Here is a 17,670-nt window from a genome sequence, read left to right as displayed (position 1 = left end):
CCGGCTCACGAGACCGCTTCCTTGTACTGCCCGAGAAAGTCGAACTCTCCGTCGACGGTACGGAACAGGAACAGCGCGTCGCTGTTGTAGCCCTTGTCCGCGATGTACTTGATCGTCCGGCTGATGCCGCGGTAGTCGACCCCGGGCATGCGACGCACGATCGCGCCCCGTTCCGCCAGGGGAGAGCCCTTTCTCGTACAGACCTCGGCCAGGAACAGCACGGCGTCGTACGCCTCCGCCGCGTACCAGCCAGGGCGCTCGTCGAACCGTGCGCGGTACGCCGCGGTGAAGGAGCGCGCCGCCGGCGTGGACGTCGGATCGATGAAGGTGGTGGCGAACACCCAGTCCTCGGCGGCGGCACCCGCGGACTTCAGGAACCGCGTGCCGAAGGCCCGTTGGGTCGCGACCCGGGCTCCGGTGAACCGCGCCTTGCGCAGCGCCGACGCGAAGGCGCCCGCGCGTTCCTGGCTTCCGCTGAACACGACCGCGTCCGCGCGATCCGCCATGACCTTGCCGGCGAGCGCGGCGGAGTCGAGCGTCCCGGCGGCGATACTCGTGACGGTCGCCTCCCTCCCCTCCCGTTGCAGCACCCGTTGGAGGTCGTCGCAGAGGGCCCAGGCGAAGTCGCCCTCGGCCCGGTCGTCCACGAGGAACACCTTGCGTGCGTCGGCGGAGCGGGCGAGATAGGCGTTGCAGGGGGCGGCGAGCAGCTGATCGGTGGGCCGCAGCGCCGCATGCGAGCGGAGAGTGGACATGCTGGCCTCCCTGACCTGTGGCGCGACCCCCACCGAAACAGAGAGGACGGGCATCACGGCCTTGGTGTAGGTGTCCTCCGCGGCGAGGAGACAAGCGTCGGTGGTGGGACCCAGAACGGCGAGGACACGCTCGTCCGCCGTCAGCCGCTCGGCCAGGTCCCGGGCACGTTCGGGCTCGCCCCCGTCGTCGTACGGGCGCAGCTTCAGCCGCAGCGGGCGGCCGCTCGCGGCGTTGACGCGCTCGACGGCCAGCCGGGCGCCGTTGAGCTGTGCGTGCCCGGTGTCCTTCGCGGCGCCGGACAGATCCCCCTGGAAGGCCACGACGAGTTCGGGCCGTGAGGCCGAGGAGGACGAGGCGCCGCCGCCCGACTTCCGGCCGCCACGGGTGCTCCACCACCAGGCTCCGCCGCCGGCCCCCAGTGCTCCGGCCGTGAAGCCGATTCGCAGGAAACCACGGCGGCCCACGACGCTTGCGTGGGACTCCGGATCCACAAGGGACGTCACCGTCGCGGCTTCCGGTGACATCGTGCCGGCCGGTGCGGACACCCGGGTCGGCTCGATCGCCTCCATGCCGAGCACGGCCGCGGACCGGTCGGCGATCAGCCGCGTGACCGGCTCGGGCAGCCACCGCTCCCGGTCGTCGGGGGCGATCTCGTCCAGCGCCTCGCGGACCTGGGCGGCGGTCGGCCGCTGTGCCGGATGCTTGTCCAGGCACGCTCGTACGAGCGGCTCCAGCGCGTCCGGCAGCCCGGGCAGGTCCGGCTCCTCGTAGACCGTGCGGAGCAGCATTCCGGCGGCCGCACCGCCGCCGAACGGCCGTACGCCCGTGGCGGCAAAGGCCAGAAGACAGCCCAGCGAGAAGACGTCGCTGGGCGGGCCGATCTCGCCGGCGCGCGCCCGCGCCTGCTCGGGCGACAGGAATCCGGGCGAGCCGACGATCACGCCGCTGGACGTGAGCGCCGTACCCTCCGGCGTCCGTGCGATGCCGAAGTCGATCAGCCGCGGCCCGTCCGGGGCCAGCAGCACGTTGCCCGGCTTCACATCGCGGTGCACCAGACCCGCCCGGTGGACCGCCTCCAGCGCCTCGGCGAGCCGGAGCCCAAGGACACACACCGTGGCGGCGGACAGCGGCCCTTGCGCCTCCAGTACTTCGGAGAGCGAAGGCCCCGGTACGAACGCGGTCGCCAGCCACGGATCCTCTGTGTCGGCGTCCGCGTCCAGCAACGGGACCACCCAGGGGCTGTCCACCTGCCGGGCCACCGCGATCTCCCGGCGGAACCGGGCCCGGAAGTCCTCGCCGTCGGCATGGACCGCCCGCACGACCTTGACCGCGGCGAACGCCCCTCCCGGCGCGCGGGCCAGGAAGACGACGCCCATGCCGCCGGCGCCGAGCCGCCGCAGTATCCGGTAGCGGCCCAGCCGGGACGGATCGGCCGTGCGCAGCGGTTCCATCAGGCTGCGAACGGCGCGGGGCCGCCGTACACGAAGCGACCCTTGTCGACCCGCCAGAGGAAGACCCCGGTGCCGTCGATGACGATATGGCCGCTCTTGTCGAACGCGAACGGCTTTGTGACGCCCTGGTACTTGATGGCCCGTACGGCGGTGAGCAGCTCCTTGCGGGTGCGGCTCTTCGCCGACAGGTCCGCCAGCGTCTTGAGCACCATGCCCGTCACGTCATAGGCCTCCGCCGCGTACCGAGGCGGCGCCTCCTTCCAGCGTTTCCGGTAGGCGTCGGCGAACGCCTTCACCTCGGGCTTGAGCGTCGCGTCGACGACCGGTGCGACGATCGTCCATCCGTCGGCGGCCTCCTTCGCCGCCGTGAGGAAGCGCGGGTCGAGCAGGTCCGGGCCGGAGACGCGGGCGCCGGAGAAGTCGCGCTCCCGCAGCGTCCGGGCGAGCGACGCGGCCCGGTCGTGCAGTCCGGCGAAGGCGATGGAGTCGGCATCGGCGGCCCGCAGATCGTCCACCGCGTCGCCGAAGCCGGACCGCATCGCGCTCACCACCCTGGGCAGGTACGGCTGTCCCTCGTCCCGCAACGCCCTGCTCAGGTTGCTGCTGAGCTCCCAGCCGTAGTTGTCGGCCGCGCGGTCGACGACGACACCGATCCTGCGCGAGTGCGCGGTCCCGCGCAGATAGGCGCTGATGTAGAAGGAGAGCAGCGAGTCGGGGAGCCGTGCGTGCAGGAACGAGCGGAAGCCCTGGACGCTGAGGTTGATGGCTCCCGGAGACACGGCGACCACCGGCAGGAGGCCGGCGTCGTACGCGGCGAGCGCCGTCTGGGCGGTCTCGTCCGTCGTCGGACCGACCACGGCGAGCACCGACGGGTCGTCGGCGAGCTGCTTCGCCAGCCGTGCCGCGACGGCCGGGTCGCCGGAGTCGTCGACGGCCCGCACCTTCACGTCGAAGGGAGAGTCGCCCCGGGCGTTGAACTCCGCGACGGCCAGCCGCAGTCCGCGCTCCTGTGCCTGCCCCGTCTCGCGCCGGGAGCCGCTGAGGTCGCCGTGCACCGCGACGGTATAGGCGGGGCGCCGGGAAGTGGTGGAGGCGGCGGGCTTCCTGTCGTCCGGGCCGCCGACCCTGCCCAGGGTCCACCAGCCCGCGCCCGCACCCGCCGTGAGCACCGCGCCCCCACCGGCGAGCAGGAGGAAGCGGCGCCGTCCGGGAGTCCGGGTGTCGTCCGTGACCGACGGCACCGCATCCTCGGTGTCGGATGCCGGTTCGGTGTCGGCATCCTGAGGTCCGCTCCTGCCCTGGGAGTTGCTCCCCGGGGGGCTCTCCGCTCGCGAGGTGCCGGCCGAGATCTCGGTGCTGTCGATGTCCGGCAGCGCGAGTGCGGCGGCCGAGCGCCGGGCGATCAGCCGCGTGACCTCTTCCGGCAGCCACGAGGCGGCCCCGCCGCCTGCCTCCGTACCGCCCTCCGTACCGCCCTCCGTGCCGCCGTCCGTCGTGCCGCCGTCGGGCCCGTCATGGGTCGGGCCGTCGGCAGGGGCATCGGCCAGGTCACCGGGAAGCAGTTCCCGCACCAGTTCCTCGACACCGGGCCGCTGCGCCGGGTCCTTCTCCAGGCAGCGCGACACCATCTCGCCCAGCGCGGGCGGGACACCGTCGAGGTCGGCAGGGTCGTGCACGGCCCGGTACAGCAGGGCGTCGAGCGCCCCGGTACCGAACGGCGGCCGACCCGTCGCCGCGAACGCCAGGACGCAACCGAGGGAGAACACATCGCTCGGTGGGCCGATGGCCTGCCCGCCGCGCCCCTCGGCCTGCTCCGGTGACAGATAGCCGGGTGTGCCGACCATCAGCCCCGTCGCGGTGAGTGCCGTGTCCTCGGGCGCCCTGGCGATACCGAAGTCGATGAGCCGAGGCCCGTCGAGGGCGATCAGCACGTTGCCCGGTTTGAGGTCCCGGTGGACCAGCCCGGCCCGGTGGACCTCCGCCAGGGCCCGTGCCAGCCGGCCGCCGAGGATCCGCAGCCCGTGCTCCGCGAGCGGCCCGTGCGCGGCCACGGCCTCGGCCAGCGACGGGCCGGGTACGTACGCCGTTGCCAGCCACGGCGCTTCGGCGTCCGCGTCGGCGTCCATCAGGGGCACGGCCCACGGGCTGTGGATGCGCCGGGCAACGTCGACCTCGCGGCGGAACCGCTCCTTGAAGCCAGGCTCCTCGGCGTACTCCCCTGCCAGCACCTTCAGCGCCACCAGCGCGCCGACCGGTGTGCGCGCGAGGTACACCACCCCCATGCCACCGGCGCCGAGCCGCCCGAGTAGACGGTGGTCGGCGATACGCACGGGGTCGGAAGAACGCAGCTGCTCCATCAGCCCTTGCCTCCCAGCTCGAATCTCACACGGTCGAGCATGTTGGTGGTCCCGCGCGTCACGTACTGCTCCAGTTCGTCGTAGGTGTACCCGTGGGTGCCCTTCAGCGACACCGCCACGGTCACCGGGCCCAGCCGTGTGACCATCCACCGGTAGGAGGTCTTGCCGCTCCCGGCGAGATAGGAGCCGCGCTCATAGACCGAATCGTCTGCGTAGGTGTTCCCGCGCACGCCGAAAGGAGTGCCCGCGGACATCAGGTCCGTGATCCGCTCGCCGGTGCGTACCTGCTGCTCGGGGCAGCGCAGCACCTCCTCCAGCGTGGTGGCCAGCTGGTCGTCGGCACCCAGCTCCGTGGCATGCACGGTCACCGCCGCCGTCACCTTGATCGCGCCGCGGCTCCCGCTGCCGGGCAGTTCGCTGTAGAGGGACAGCGAGGCCAGCACGCCCTTGGGCAGCGCCCGGCGCTGCCATTGGCACTGCTCGTCGAGTACGGCGATGGTGCCCGGTGCGCTCCGGGCCGACTGCTGCGCCTTGAAGCCCCGGCCCCAGTCCTGTGGCCGGAACACGACCGCCTCGGCCAGTGCAGAGCCCTGACTCTTCGTACGGGGCACGAGATCCGCGGCCGCCTCGAACGGCGTCGCGGACGGCTGTGCGCCACCCGCCGCCTGGCCTGACGCGGAAGCGGACGGCGCCGGGGACCGCGACGCCTTGGCGCTGGGCTCGGCTGCCTCCTTGGCCGCCCCGGCGCTGCAGCCGCCGAGCAGCACCGCCGCCGCGGCTCCCGACGCTGCGGCCCTCAACCGCCAACTGCCTCTGCGTCCAGTGGTTTTACCATCCATCGCCGCCCCCTCCGCAGCTGTTCCCCCGTTTGTGATCGGTGATCGTACAGAAGTGTGCAAGGAAGACGAGGGGGTTCCAATGAGTCTCTTCGGACACGTCGGAGCTCTTGACGCGAAGGATGAAGTTGCCCATTCTGAACGGATGTTCAGAACGAATGTTCAGAACGTGCAGGAGCATGTCGACTCGGCGGTGATCGGCGGCGGCATGGCGGGCATGGCGACGGCGCTGCGGCTGCAGGCGGCCGGACTGTCCACGCTTGTGCTGGAGGCACACGGCCACGCGGGCGGCTGCGCCGGGTACTACCGGAAGCGGGGTTTCTCCTTCGACGTTGGCACGACCACCCTGGTCGACTTCGGCCCCGGCGGCGTCGGCGGCGAACTGCTGGAGACCGTGGGCATTCCGCCGCTGGACGCGCATGAACTGCCCGGCTACCGGGCCTTTCTGCCGGACCGTGAGGTCGTGCTGTACCGCGATCACGCCGCGTGGCACCACGAACGGCTGCGCAAGTTCGGCGACAGTGCGGACCATCGCCGGTTCTGGGCGCTGCTGGACCGGCTGGCACACACCTTCTGGCAGGCCAGCCGGAGGGGCGTTCGGCTGCCGGTACGCGGCCCCGCCGACGCCCTCCGCGACCTGTGGGCGGTCGGGATGCCCGGCGTATGGCTCGCCCGCCACCTGAACCGGACCCTGGGGGACGCGCTGCGGGACCACTCCCTGCGCGGGGACGACGCGTTGGTGGGGCTGCTCGGCATGCTGGTCGAGGACACGGTGCACACCGGTGTCGACGAGGCGCCCCTCATCAACGCGGCGCTCGGGGTGACCATCCGGGGCGCGGGACTCAGCCGGCACACCGGCGGCATGCACGGATTCTGGTGCGTACTCGTGCAGCACTACCGGGGCCTCGGCGGCTCGCTCCGGGTGGGCTGCCGCGTCGCGCGCGTCGAAGGCGGCCCCGGCGCCTACCGGCTGAACACCCGCCAAGGCGTCGTTCACGCCTGCCGACTCGTCTGCGCGGTCCCTGCCGCCACCACGGCGACGATCTGCGCGGGGCTCCCGGTCGCCCGCAGACTGCGGACGTACCTGGAACGGGACGCGGACGCGCTGGGCGGTGCGACCGTGGTCTTCCTCGGCGTACCCGAGTCCGAGGTGGCGGGCCAGGACCTCACGCACCATCAGGTGCTGCAGGCGTACGACCGTCCCCTGGGCGACGGCAACAACATGTTCGTCTCCGTGTCCGCACCCGGCGACACGCTCAGCGCCCCGCCCGGGCACCGGGCGGTGATGATCTCCACCCACACCGACCTCGCCGCCTGGCGCGGCCTCGACCGGACTGCGTACGAGCAGCGCAAGAAGGAAGCCGGCGAACGGCTGGTAGCCCTGGCCCGGCGCGTGTACCCCCGTCTCGGAGAGCGAGCCGTGATCGCGCAGACCGGAACGCCCCGCAGCTACGAACGGTTCAGCTTCCGTCCGGACGGAGCGGTCGGCGGAGTGCGCCAGCATCTGCGCAACGCCAACCAGCACGCCGTTCCGCACGATCTGGGCGGTCCCGGGCTGTGGCTCGTCGGCGACTCGACCTGGCCGGGCCTCGGCACGGTCGCCTGCGTGCTGGGCAGCCGCATCGTCGCCGAGGGCATCCTGAGGGAGAAGGGACGGGCCCGATGACCCCGCCCGATCCGGCCGCAGGGCCCGAACCACCGGTCATACCGGCCGCCTTGCCGCCTCCGGCCGCCTTGCCGCCTCCGGCCGCCTTGCCGCCTCCGGCCGCCTTGCCGCCTCCGGCGGCAGGGTCCCCGGCACCGGGTCTGCCGTCCCTGGCGGACCTCGGCGAGGATCTCCTCGTCACCACACGCAGGCAGCGGATTGTCGCCCTGTCCCGCCCGGGCGCCGGAGTGCTGTGCTTTGCGGGCGCTGTGTGGCTGGGCTGGTGGTGGCTGACTCCCGTGATCGTCTTCGGCATCTTCGTCGCCGTCGTGACCGTCACCCACGACGTGGTGCACCGCACGATCGGCCTGTCGCCCCGCGCCACCGACTGGGCGTTGTTCGCGATGGGGCTGGTCCTGCTGGAGAGCGGGCACGCCTACCGGTCCACACACACCCAGCACCACCGGATCTTCCCGCACCCCGACGACCCGGAGGGCTACCCGGCCGAGCTGTCGCTGCTCGGTGCCGTCTGCTACGGCCCCGTGTTCCTCGTGCGCCTGTGGTTCTGGTCCTACCGGCGCGGGCGGGACCGCCGTTGGCTCCTCGCGGAAGCCACGGCCCCGTTCGCCGCGCTCGGCGGGGGAGTGCTGCTCCTGCCCCACACGCCAGGGGTGCTGGTCTATACGGTGATGGCGATCGTCGGGAGCTGGGTGTACCCCCTCCTGACGGTATATCTGCCGCACCACGACTACGGAGACACCCCGTTGACGCAGACCCGCACGCTGCGCGGGAGGATCATCCCCGCCGTCTTCCTGGAGCTCACCTACCACTTGGAGCACCATCTCTACCCGCGCGTGCCCAGCCATCACCTGCCGGAGCTCGCGCGCCGACTCGAAGGCCACTTCGCCGCCCATGGGGTCCGGCCGGTGCGCGTTGTCTGACACTCGTGACCGCGTCCTCGACGCCACCCTCGCCTGCCTGGTGCGCAACGGCTACGGAGGTACCACCGCGCGGGCGATCGCCCAGACCGGCGGTTTCGCGCCCGGGGTGATCTACTACCACTTCTCGGACCTGGACGATCTGCTGGTGGCGGCGCTGGCACGGACCAGCGCGTCCCGTATACGACGCTATCGCGCCGAACTGTCCGGGACCGACAGGGCCGCGCACGCGGTCGCACGGCTCCGCGAGCTCTACGACGAGGACACCGAGACCGGGCACATCGCCGCCGTCCAGGAGCTGTACGCCGGCGCCAGGCCCGGGTCGAGGCTGGCCGCCCAGCTGGCCCTCGAAACCCGGAACTGGGAGGAGCTGGCCGAGGAACTGCTGACCGCGCTGTTGCGCGGCAAACCACTCGCGTCCGTCGTGCGCGTATCCGTACTGGCGAGCGCGGCCGTTGCGTTCTACCTCGGCATGGAAACCCTCACCCATCTCGACGGCGACCGCTCCCGCCCGGCGACCCTCTTCGACCAGGCCGCCAGGCTCGCCGCGGTCTTCGACCGGATCCCTCGCCTGAACCGGCGGGCACGCCGGACGCCTTGAGCTTCCGGCTGTTGCGCCAGGGCGTGTCGCCGCAAGGTCGCGGCTGCTATCGGGTGTTCATGGGCACCTGGAATGCGGCCGGCGAGGGCAAACCACGCATCGCCGACACAGTGATTCCGCGATAAACAAGCCCACCCGCACCCTGCGGCGCTCCCCGTCGCACAACCACACTGGGAGCGCCGCCACGGCTTCCTCCCGCAGCCGCGCCGCCAGCACCGCAGGCCCGAACCGCCGAGGCTGCGGACACGGCCCCCACAGGGTGCCGGAGCATGCAGACCGGCTCCGCCGCCTTCGTTGCTGAAAAGATGCCCAAGTTGTGGGGGTAGATGGGCGACTTGGACAACTATGACCTGTGCGTCCTGACCAAGCAGCTCTGAGCAACCGCTCGGGGCCACCCACTCCTCCGCCGTGCCGGGCGACAGCCGTCGCGAACCGGTGGGCTTGGCCGGTGTTGTTACCAGCTGTCGAGATGACAGCGGCGAACATCGCACCGCTGATGCCGACGATTGGGCCGCGGATGGCATACAGGATCTCGCGCAGGAGTATGGGGTCTGCCTGATCCAAGGCGTGGAGTGCTTGTTCCGTAGCAATGTCCTGGTCGCCGAGGATCTCGGCGATCTGATGGTGGGGCAGCTGGCCAGCAAGCTGGAGGACGGCTGCTGCTGACGGGCACTCAGGGCCTCTTCGTCCCCGAGAACGGTTCTCATCTCGCGTGGATCTAGGTCGTTGCCATGCTCGTCAAGCGAACTTCGTGAGGTCGGGCGAGTGCGGCTGTCGATCCCGGTTGGATAAGCAGCCCCCTGTCGTGGTCGTGCTGTCTGAACCCCAAGTCGGCTTGGATCGACAGCTTGTTGAGAGATACGGACCGGTCGGGGAGGTCGGCGGCGGGGTTGGTTTGGGCAAGGGCGCGGCGGATTTCGACGGCTTCGGTGATGGAGGCGAGTGCGCTGGTGCGGTCTCCGGTGTTGCTTTGGCTCCCGCACCGGCGAGCGGGGTGCTACGTACGGGTGGTTCTGGCGAGGATCTTGGTGAATTCCCGTGACTCGGTCGCGGCCTCTCCGGGCGAGCGGCCGCACGGTGCCACAGTCCTCTGGCGCGATGAACAGGCCGTCAGGGTGCAGGCGCGGCGGCCGGGCCCAGAAGGAGAGGGATGAGCAGATCCAAAGAGGGGGACGCAATGTTGAACAACCACATTCAACGGCGTGCCCTCACCATTGTCAGCAGTATCCTCCTCGTACTGCAGACGCTGTTGTTCGTCGGATCGGCGACGCCCGCCTGGGCGGGCGATGACCAAGCGGTCGACACCGGCTTCGAGCCGCACAATGCCACGGCCAATCCCCGCAAGCCGTCACAGGTCGCCATCATGCGGGGATGCACGGTCCGCATCGACAACAACTTCGGCAAGGACGGCTTCCCGATCACGCGGACGTCGACCCTCCCATGCTCCGGGGACCCGTCCCTCGCCTTCGACTCACAGGGGCGCCTGTTCGTCACCCACCTCTCGTCGAGCTTCAACACCACCCCCAATCGCTTCGGGGTGGGGGTCGCTCGGATCAACGACCTGACGACGACGGGGAACCAGAATTACACCCCCGACCAGGTGAGCGGGAACAGCCCGAACAACCATGACAAGCAGTGGCTGGTGGCCGACGCCAACCCCACCAGCCCCTACCGGGACAACCTCTACATCGTCTGGACACACCTCGGCGCCCCGTGGGAGATCCAGTTCTCCCGCCTCGTGAACGGCGGCACGGCGTGGTCGACGCCGCGCGTCCTCTCCGCGGCCGGAGAGGGGAACGTCTGGCCCTCCCACGCGGCCGTCGGCCCGAACGGCGACCTCTACGTCGCCTACCACGCCAACGGGTGCAACGAGGGGGCCGACGGGGCGCCCGGCCAGGGCACCACACAACTCCTTCGCGACGGCTCCGGCGGGGCCGATTTCGCCGCCGGTACGGTCCCGCAGAGGACCGCGGCGTTCGGGGCGGGGCAGGCCACCGTCACCTGCAACGTGCAGGACACCCCGGGCGGTGACATCCCGGGGACCGACTTCTGGCTCCAGGGCAGCATGCAGCCCTGGATCCTGCCCGACCCTGCCCGGCCGGGGAACGTCTACGTCGTCGCCAACGACGACCCCAACGACGCCTTCGGGAACGGCGACGACGCCGACGTCGTCATCGCCCGCTCCACGGACAACGGGCAGACCTTCACCCGGGGCAGGGTCGACCACGGGCCGGGCCAGACCTTCGCCGTAATGCCCACCGCCCACATCGACCAGGACGGCAACGCGGTCGTCACCTGGTACGACAACCGCAGTGGCCAGCGCAACAACGGCACCGGGCCGAACGGGAGCAACAACTTCCTGCTGGAGCTCTACGGCACTACGAGCCGGGACGGCGGGCAGACCTGGGCGCAGGACTTCCGGGTCAGCGACTCACCCTTCGACCCCGACCTTAATGCCCCCTGCCGCTTCAGCTGCGCCGCCGGCTCCACCCAGCAGACCCTGCGCATCGGCGAGTACAACGGCGTGTGGACGGTCGACGGGATCGGCTACGCGACCTGGACCGGTAACGCCACCCCACCGGCGGGCGGTAACCCGGCCACGGGAGCGCAGACCACCTACTACGACACGTTCTCGATGCTCGGAGCATTCCGGGACACCTTCGAACCGAACGAGTCGATCGACACCGCCGTCGCCGCCGCACTCGGGTCCGACGACAGGTTCAACCAGGGCCGACTCACCCTGCACAGCGCGACCGACGTCGACTTCTTCAGGGTCGAGGCCCGCCACACCGGACACCTGCACGCCGGAATCGCCTTCAACGAGGTGATCTCCGAGCTCCAGGTGCGCGCGTACGACAGGTTCGGCAACGAGGTCGCCACCGGAACCATCGCGGAGACCAGGCCGGGCAGCTCGACCAGCGAGCTTGCGATCCCGGTCGTCAAGGACCAGCCGTATTTCATCGCGGTCAGCGACAGCGGGATCAGCGACCCGACCGAGCCGGGTCAGGCATCACCGACGGATCCGCCGGAAGCGACCTACGACCTCACCATCGTCAACCGCGCGGCCCCCGAACCCTTCGGCCTCGACCTCAAGCGCGAGTCGGACTCGGGCCGGATCGACAACGACGACGTCACCAATGTCACCGGACCGGAGATCCTCCTCAGAGTCGACGACTCGGAGCTGCGGGCCGCGGGCATCGTGCTCTCGCCGGAGAACGGTACAGCCGCTCTCGAGGACGACGTCCCCGGCTACAAGGTGGCCGTGGAGCGTGACGGACAGCGAGTCGGCCTCGCACAGCCGGTGGACCCGACTCTCAAGCCAGGGGTGTACGAGATCGACCTGGACCCCGTCCTGGTGGAGGGGGAGCATCTGATCACCGCCGAGGTACTGATCGTCGACCCGTCCGACGGCCCGGACAGCGCCGGCATCCTGCACGACACCGGCTCGGGCAAGGAGAGCGCGCACGCGCTGGCGATCACGCTCGACACGACCGCACCGGCCGCACCGCTCAGCGCCCCCGACCTGTTGTCGTCGAGCGACACCGGTGGCAACGAGATCGACAACATCACGACGATCACCAAGCCCGCCTTCCAGGGCTCATCGGTCGAGCCGAACGCATTGGTGCGGCTGACGGCCGATCCGCCGGCCGGGGGACCGTCCGTGGTCGGGAAGGACACCGTCACCTCGGGCGGTGAGTACGAAGTCGTCAGCGATCCGCTCGACGACGGGACATACGACATGGCCGTGCGGTTCGAGGACCTCGCCGGCAATGTGAGCCCGGCGTCACCGTCCCTGCCGGTGACCATCGCCAACCAGTCGCTCACGCTCTCGGGCGCGACCGAGGACGTGCTCGTCGACGTCGACCAGGGCACCGTGACGGGCTACCCGGGCATCCCGGGCGGCTTCGTCGGTATCCGCGGGATCCCCGTGGTGAACCTCGACGCGGCCGGCAGCGGCCTGGCCATTCAGGGCGGAGCAGGCGACGAGTCGCTGACGTTCACACCGACGAGCGCCAATGGCGGGCGTCTGACCCGGACGAACTCGCCGCAGGTGCTGAACCTCTCCGGAGTGACGGGCAACGTGGCGATCAACCCTGAGGGCGGCGACGACGAGGTCACCATCGTGGGCACTACAGGGGCCGATTCGATCCTCGGCACCGTGGACCTGCTGACCCTGCTCCGGGTCGAGGGGCTGCTGGGCCTCGAGATCACCACCGGCGAGACCGAGCGGATTGGCGTCACCGCGCGCGGCGGCAAGGACACGGTGGACCTCACCGCCAAGAACACGGTCAGCGCCCTGCTGTCCGTCGACTCGGGTCCCCCGAACACGGCCGCGCCGCCGCAGGGCGACACGCTGATCGTGCGCAGGGGCTCTCCCCTGGGCCTGCTCAGCAACGCGCCCGGTGGGCCGTTCACAGGAGAGGGGTCCGCTTTCGTCAGATACCCGCTGACGACCGGAGCCGAGACGCGCATCGACTACGCGCAGACGGAACACGTGAAGCTCGTGCACTAGAGCACGCAGCCGAACACGCCGCGGCCGTCGTGGCCGTCACGAGCTGCGCCCTGCCCGGGTTCACGGGGGCAGGGCGCAGCGTGCTGACGCCCCGCGCCCCGAGCCCGGAGTTCCACCCCGCTCGGCCCGTGGAGATCGCCTACTAAGTGGCGTACACGGTGCGGTCGAGTGTCTGGCCCAGTCGGCCGAGCCTTGGACGGTGTCTTGATTGGCGGTTGCCCGTTGTCCAGTCCTGAGGGCTGGCGGTCATCGACATCAGGGACGGCACCAAGTTCCACCTGGAGTTCGATCGATACAGCCGAGGGCTCGTCGCCTTCCATACCTGGCTCAGGCGCTCGTCACCACGGCTCCGGCGCGAGCAATGCGTCCGCCCTGTCCGCCCTGGCCACCGCAACCGGTCCGGGCGACCGTCGTCGTCCTCTCGTTTGCAGGTCGCCCAGGTCAAGGCACGGGCCTGCCACGAGCCGGGGACAGGCTATGCGGTTCCGGTCTGCGGGGGAGTCGGATGGAGAACACCGCCCCGGCGCCGGGCTCGCTCTCGGCGGTGACGGTTCCACCGTGCGCCTCGACGAACTGGCGGACGATGGACAGGCCCAGTCCGCTGCCACCGGTGCGTCTGCTGCGGGATTTTTCGGCCCGCCAGAAACGCTCGAAGACATGGGGCAGGTCCTCGGGGGTGATGCCGCCGCCCGTGTCCTCCACGGTGAGGGCAGCCAGATCGCCGGTCTGCCGGGCGGTGACCGTGACCGTGCCGTCCGCGGGGGTGTGCCGCAGCGCGTTGGAGACGAGGTTGCCCAGGGCCTGGCGCATCCTCACAGGATCGGCGTCCAGCCAGAGGCCGGGGTCGGTGCGGGTGTGCAGGCGGATGCCCGAGGCCTCGGCGCGGGCGCTGTGGGCGGACACTACCTGGGCTACGAGTTCGTCCACGCCTACCGGCTCCCGGTGCAGCTTCAGGGTGCCGGCGTCGACGGCGGCGAGGTCCTGCAGATCGTCGATGATGTGCTGCAGCAGCAGTGCCTCGTCGTGCAGGGAGGCGATGAGGTCCGGGTCAGGGTCCAGCAGCCCGTCGCGCGTGACTTCCAGCCAGCCGCGGATATTGGTCAGCGGGGTCCGCAGCTCGTGGGCGATGTCGCTGACCATGGCCTTGCGCTGGGCTTCCATCTGTTCGCGGCGCTCGGTGAGATCGTTGAAGGCGGTCGCCAGATAGCCCGTCTCGTCCTTGGTGGTGACGGCAACGCGCGCGTGCCGCTGCGGCGGCTGCTGGGCCGCGGCCGTAAGTGCTCGCAGGGGACGGACCAGGCGGATGGCGACAACCGCGGTCATGGCGACGGTGACGGCCAGGACGAGCCCCGTGACGCCGACGATCTTGGCCTTGTTGGCGGGAGAGAGGTTGAAACCTGCGGGCTGCCGGCCCAGGCTGCCCAGATAAAGTCTGGCCCTCGGGGCGACGTACGGGTCGAGTTGTTTGCGTCGCGCGCTGTCGACACAGCTCTGCGTCTGACCGAGCGGGCGGCCGCTGTCGCTCGCCAGGGTGCTGAAGCCGGGAATCAAGTCGATGCCAACTCCGGCCAGCGGGGTTCCTTTCCCCTTCCCCTGCTCGCGATCGGGGCAGGAGGCGATCAGGGCGCCCAGTTCGTCCAGTGCCTTCTGCTCGGTGCGCGCGGGTGTGTTGAGTTGTCCGTCGGCGCACTGCAGCGGCACAGACGCCTCCCCGCCGTCGGACGTGACCACCGTGCGGCCGCTGGGAGTCTGTCGGCTGCTGCCGTCACTCCCGTATCGCCGCATGCACGCGAGGCGCTTCTCGGCAAGCGTCTTCACCTGTGCCCGTTCGAAAGGGGGGAGAAGATACGGTCCCACCGCCCGCGGGTCGATCCCGGCGAGCTGGGCCCCTGGTTCGGTGTAGGTGTCGGTGTTCAGCGGTTCGACAGTGGCCGAGGCGCGGGCGGGCAGGGGGGTACCCGGGGCGGCGGAGTCGGCGATGGGGTATCCGGTCTCCGTCGCCAGGGCGATGCGCCGGCCCATGGTGCGTGACAGCGTGCGCACCGAGCTCTGCACGCCGTCCCAGTCGGCGTGGGTCGCGGCGTAGCCGCTGAGCTGCCGCAGTATGTCGTTGTCGTCGGAGAGCACCTGACCACGCTCCTCCTGGATGGCCCGCGTGGTGGTCTCCACGGCCAGCCAGGACGTGGCGCCCACGGAGACGACGGCGATCGCCATGGAGGTGAGCAGAAGGCGCACCGACAGGCTCTTGCGCCAGGGAATACGAGGACTAGGCGTCATGGCCGCCGCCGACGAGCTTGTAGCCGACGCCGAAGACCGTCAGCAGCCGGACGGGTCTGCGCGGGTCGGGTTCGATCTTCTTGCGCAGGTTCATGATGTGTACGTCGATGGCGCGTTCGGTGGAGGCGCGGTCGTGGCCGCGTGTGTGCTCAAGCAGTTGACGGCGTGAGAAGACCCGGTCGGGTTCTGCGGTCATGACGTGGAGGATGGCGAATTCACCGGGGGTGCAGGTTACGGGGGTGCCGTCACACGTCACCAGGTGCCGTACGGGATCGACGGTGATGCAGCCCGCTCGCAGCAGAGGGGAGTTCTCGGCGGGGCGGTGGGTGCGGCGCAGCACGGTGCGTATGCGGGCCAGCAGCTCCCGTGGGCTGTACGGCTTGGTCATGTAGTCGTCCGCGCCGAGTTCGAGGCCGAGCAGTACGTCGTCCTCGGTGGAGCGGGCAGTGAGCATGAGGACGGGTACGTCCCCGTCCTGGCGCAGCACGCGGCACACGCCGAAACCGTCGATCCTGGGCAGCATCAGGTCCAGGACGACCAGATCGGGTCTGCGGCTCTTGGCCTCGTCGATCGCCGCCCGGCCGTCGTGGACGACGACGGCGGTGTGACCCTCCTGAAGCAGCAGCCGGCGTATGAGCTCGGCCTGCATTCGGTCGTCTTCCGCCACCAGAATATGTGCGCACACGCCACTGACTCTAAGTGCACGGGATCGACATCAGGCCGATGTGCGGGCCTTCCCACACCCTGACAACTTCCTGATATCCGCACGCCACGCTGGGCGTTGCCCTTGGTCGTCTTCGGCGCCGCCATCACGCCGGGCAGCTACCGGGTGTGACGGCGACGGCGAGCCGAAGAGCTGCGGCCGGGCCGCAGCCACGAGAGCGGCTGTCGCCCGGCCCAATGGGTCGCGCCGAACAGCGCCGACACCGCGCCGCTCGAACCCGGGGCCTGGCTTCCCACGACTCGGTGGGATACGCCACCCAACGCGCATGACGGAGACCCCATGCACCGCACCCGCCCCGCCCCGGCCCTCGCTGTCCTGTCGATCTCGGTATGCCTTCTGGCCGGATGCAACACTGGGCCAGGAGACGCGAACGACCGCGCGAAAGCGGCGCCGGCCGCTGCCGGAGCCACGGCCACGCCGCGCATACATCTGAACGCCGCCGACGGACAGAAGCATGTCTCCGTCGCGCGCGGTGGCCGCGTCACGGTCGAGGCGGGGAGGATCACCAAGGTGTCCCTGGCCACTGCGAACGGCCGGACCGTGCGCGGCGAACGCTCCCCGGACAAGAGGACCTGGGCACCCGATGCCGCCCTCGACCACGGCACCGCCTACCGGCTGACCGTGGTGGCTGCCAACGACGACGGACGCGAGGAGACGAAGAAGATCGCGTTCACCACCCTCGCCGAAACCGACCGCTTTACAGGCACGTTCACCCCGGACAACGGATCCACGGTCGGTGTGGGGATGCCGGTCTCGTTCACCTTCGACAAAGCGATCACCGACAAGAAGGCCGTCGAGTCCGCCATCGAGGTCAGCTCCACCAGCGGACAGGCCGTCGTAGGCCACTGGTTCGGCACGCAGCGCCTCGATTTCCGTCCGCAGCAGTACTGGAAGGCCCACTCCACCGTCACCGTCACGATCCGCCTCGATGGAGTCAAGGGCGCCGAGGGCGCCTACGGCGAACAGAACAAGACCGTACGGTTCACCGTCGGCCGTAGTCAGGTCTCCACCGTGGACGCCTCCGCGCACCGGATGACCGTCGTCCGCGACGGCAAGGCCCAAAAGACCATACCCATCACGGCAGGCGCCAAGAACTCGCCCACGTGGAACGGCCAGATGGTGATTTCGCAGAAGCTGATCACCACGCGGATGGACGGAGCCACGGTGGGTTTCGCCGGCGAGTACGACATCCCCGACGTCCCGCACGCCATGCGCCTGTCCACCTCGGGCACGTTCATCCACGGCAACTACTGGGGCGCGGACTCGGTGTTCGGCCGGTCCAACATCAGCCACGGCTGCGTGGGGCTGAACGACACCCAGGGCGGCGGCGACCCTGATCAGGACGGCGCCTGGTTCTACGACCACTCCCTCGTCGGTGACGTGGTCGTGGTGCAGAACTCGAACGACAAGACGATTGCCCCCGACAACGGCCTCAACGGCTGGAACATGGCATGGGATCAGTGGAAGGCGGGCTCCGCACGCTGAGGCGGACCGGGTCGCAGGTCGCCGTCAGGGAAGAGACGCCGGAAGCGATCTGCTACCGGCATCGCCCCCGAGGCACACCCGATGCTG

Annotated in this window: 11 protein-coding genes; 6 read left to right on the top strand and 5 right to left on the bottom strand. The window is 70.3% G+C overall.

What is annotated here, in order from left to right:
• Positions 1 to 5: 5 nt before the first annotated feature.
• The 3 genes from ACZ3H8_RS32725 to ACZ3H8_RS32715 are packed head-to-tail and all read right to left on the bottom strand — an operon-like array spanning position 6 to position 5,364.
• Positions 6 to 2,207: a bifunctional serine/threonine-protein kinase/ABC transporter substrate-binding protein gene (locus tag ACZ3H8_RS32725; RefSeq protein ID WP_467407960.1), complete on the bottom strand. Its 2,202-nt coding sequence runs from the start codon at positions 2,205 to 2,207 to the stop codon at positions 6 to 8.
• The gene (locus ACZ3H8_RS32720) at positions 2,207 to 4,564 is read right to left on the bottom strand and encodes a bifunctional serine/threonine-protein kinase/ABC transporter substrate-binding protein (RefSeq protein WP_467407959.1); all 2,358 of its coding nucleotides are present in this window, start codon (positions 4,562 to 4,564) and stop codon (positions 2,207 to 2,209) included. Before ACZ3H8_RS32720 ends, ACZ3H8_RS32725 begins: the two co-directional genes overlap by 1 nt.
• Positions 4,564 to 5,364 carry a hypothetical protein gene (locus ACZ3H8_RS32715; protein WP_467407958.1) on the bottom strand — a complete coding sequence of 267 codons (801 nt, stop codon included), beginning with the start codon at positions 5,362 to 5,364 and terminating at the stop codon, positions 4,564 to 4,566. Before ACZ3H8_RS32715 ends, ACZ3H8_RS32720 begins: the two co-directional genes overlap by 1 nt.
• Before the next feature lie 181 nt (positions 5,365 to 5,545).
• Here ACZ3H8_RS32715 and ACZ3H8_RS32710 point away from each other — a divergent pair, with 181 nt between their 5' ends.
• From ACZ3H8_RS32710 to ACZ3H8_RS32690, 5 genes are all read left to right on the top strand, one after another.
• Positions 5,546 to 7,066, top strand: a complete 1,521-nt coding sequence (locus ACZ3H8_RS32710) for a phytoene desaturase family protein (protein WP_467407956.1) — start codon at positions 5,546 to 5,548, stop codon at positions 7,064 to 7,066.
• Positions 7,063 to 7,986, top strand: a complete 924-nt coding sequence (locus ACZ3H8_RS32705) for a fatty acid desaturase family protein (RefSeq protein WP_467407955.1) — start codon at positions 7,063 to 7,065, stop codon at positions 7,984 to 7,986. The genes ACZ3H8_RS32710 and ACZ3H8_RS32705 overlap by 4 nt, the downstream gene beginning before the upstream one ends.
• A complete protein-coding gene (locus ACZ3H8_RS32700) occupies positions 7,979 to 8,584 on the top strand; it encodes a TetR/AcrR family transcriptional regulator (RefSeq protein ID WP_467407954.1) in 606 nt (201 codons plus the stop codon). Before ACZ3H8_RS32705 ends, ACZ3H8_RS32700 begins: the two co-directional genes overlap by 8 nt.
• Positions 8,585 to 8,992: 408 nt before the next feature.
• Positions 8,993 to 9,250, top strand: coding sequence for a hypothetical protein (locus ACZ3H8_RS32695; RefSeq protein WP_467407952.1), 258 nt, complete (start codon positions 8,993 to 8,995; stop codon positions 9,248 to 9,250).
• A 511-nt stretch (positions 9,251 to 9,761) separates the two neighbouring features.
• Complete coding sequence (locus tag ACZ3H8_RS32690; protein ID WP_467407951.1) at positions 9,762 to 13,097, top strand: Ig-like domain-containing protein; 3,336 nt, start codon at positions 9,762 to 9,764, stop codon at positions 13,095 to 13,097.
• Positions 13,098 to 13,538: 441 nt separating this feature from the next.
• Here ACZ3H8_RS32690 and ACZ3H8_RS32685 read toward each other — a convergent pair whose 3' ends face one another.
• Complete coding sequence (locus ACZ3H8_RS32685) at positions 13,539 to 15,374, bottom strand: sensor histidine kinase (protein ID WP_467407949.1); 1,836 nt, start codon at positions 15,372 to 15,374, stop codon at positions 13,539 to 13,541.
• Entirely contained in the window at positions 15,364 to 16,059 is a 696-nt protein-coding gene (locus ACZ3H8_RS32680; protein WP_467407948.1) for a response regulator transcription factor, read from the bottom strand. Before ACZ3H8_RS32680 ends, ACZ3H8_RS32685 begins: the two co-directional genes overlap by 11 nt.
• Positions 16,060 to 16,377: 318 nt before the next feature.
• Between ACZ3H8_RS32680 and ACZ3H8_RS32675 the strand changes: the two genes are divergently transcribed.
• A complete protein-coding gene (locus ACZ3H8_RS32675) occupies positions 16,378 to 17,583 on the top strand; it encodes a L,D-transpeptidase (protein WP_467407947.1) in 1,206 nt (401 codons plus the stop codon).
• Positions 17,584 to 17,670: the final 87 nt, after the last annotated feature.

This window comes from Streptomyces sp. NPDC002868 (genome assembly GCF_055563295.1).
The sequence above is the reverse complement of the archived record's forward strand: the minus strand, read 5'-3'. Positions and strand labels throughout refer to the sequence as shown.

What these genes read in the sequence shown, in the direction of transcription:
- ACZ3H8_RS32675 (WP_467407947.1), top strand. Translation starts at nt 16,378, where the DNA reads ATGCACCGCACCCGCCCCGCCCCGGCCCTCGCTGTCCTGTCGATCTCG.
- ACZ3H8_RS32705 (WP_467407955.1), top strand. Translation starts at nt 7,063, where the DNA reads ATGACCCCGCCCGATCCGGCCGCAGGGCCCGAACCACCGGTCATACCG.
- ACZ3H8_RS32690 (WP_467407951.1), top strand. Translation starts at nt 9,762, where the DNA reads ATGTTGAACAACCACATTCAACGGCGTGCCCTCACCATTGTCAGCAGT.
- ACZ3H8_RS32720 (WP_467407959.1), bottom strand. Translation starts at nt 4,564, where the DNA reads ATGGAGCAGCTGCGTTCTTCCGACCCCGTGCGTATCGCCGACCACCGT.
- ACZ3H8_RS32685 (WP_467407949.1), bottom strand. Translation starts at nt 15,374, where the DNA reads ATGACGCCTAGTCCTCGTATTCCCTGGCGCAAGAGCCTGTCGGTGCGC.
- ACZ3H8_RS32710 (WP_467407956.1), top strand. Translation starts at nt 5,546, where the DNA reads ATGTTCAGAACGAATGTTCAGAACGTGCAGGAGCATGTCGACTCGGCG.
- ACZ3H8_RS32725 (WP_467407960.1), bottom strand. Translation starts at nt 2,207, where the DNA reads ATGGAACCGCTGCGCACGGCCGATCCGTCCCGGCTGGGCCGCTACCGG.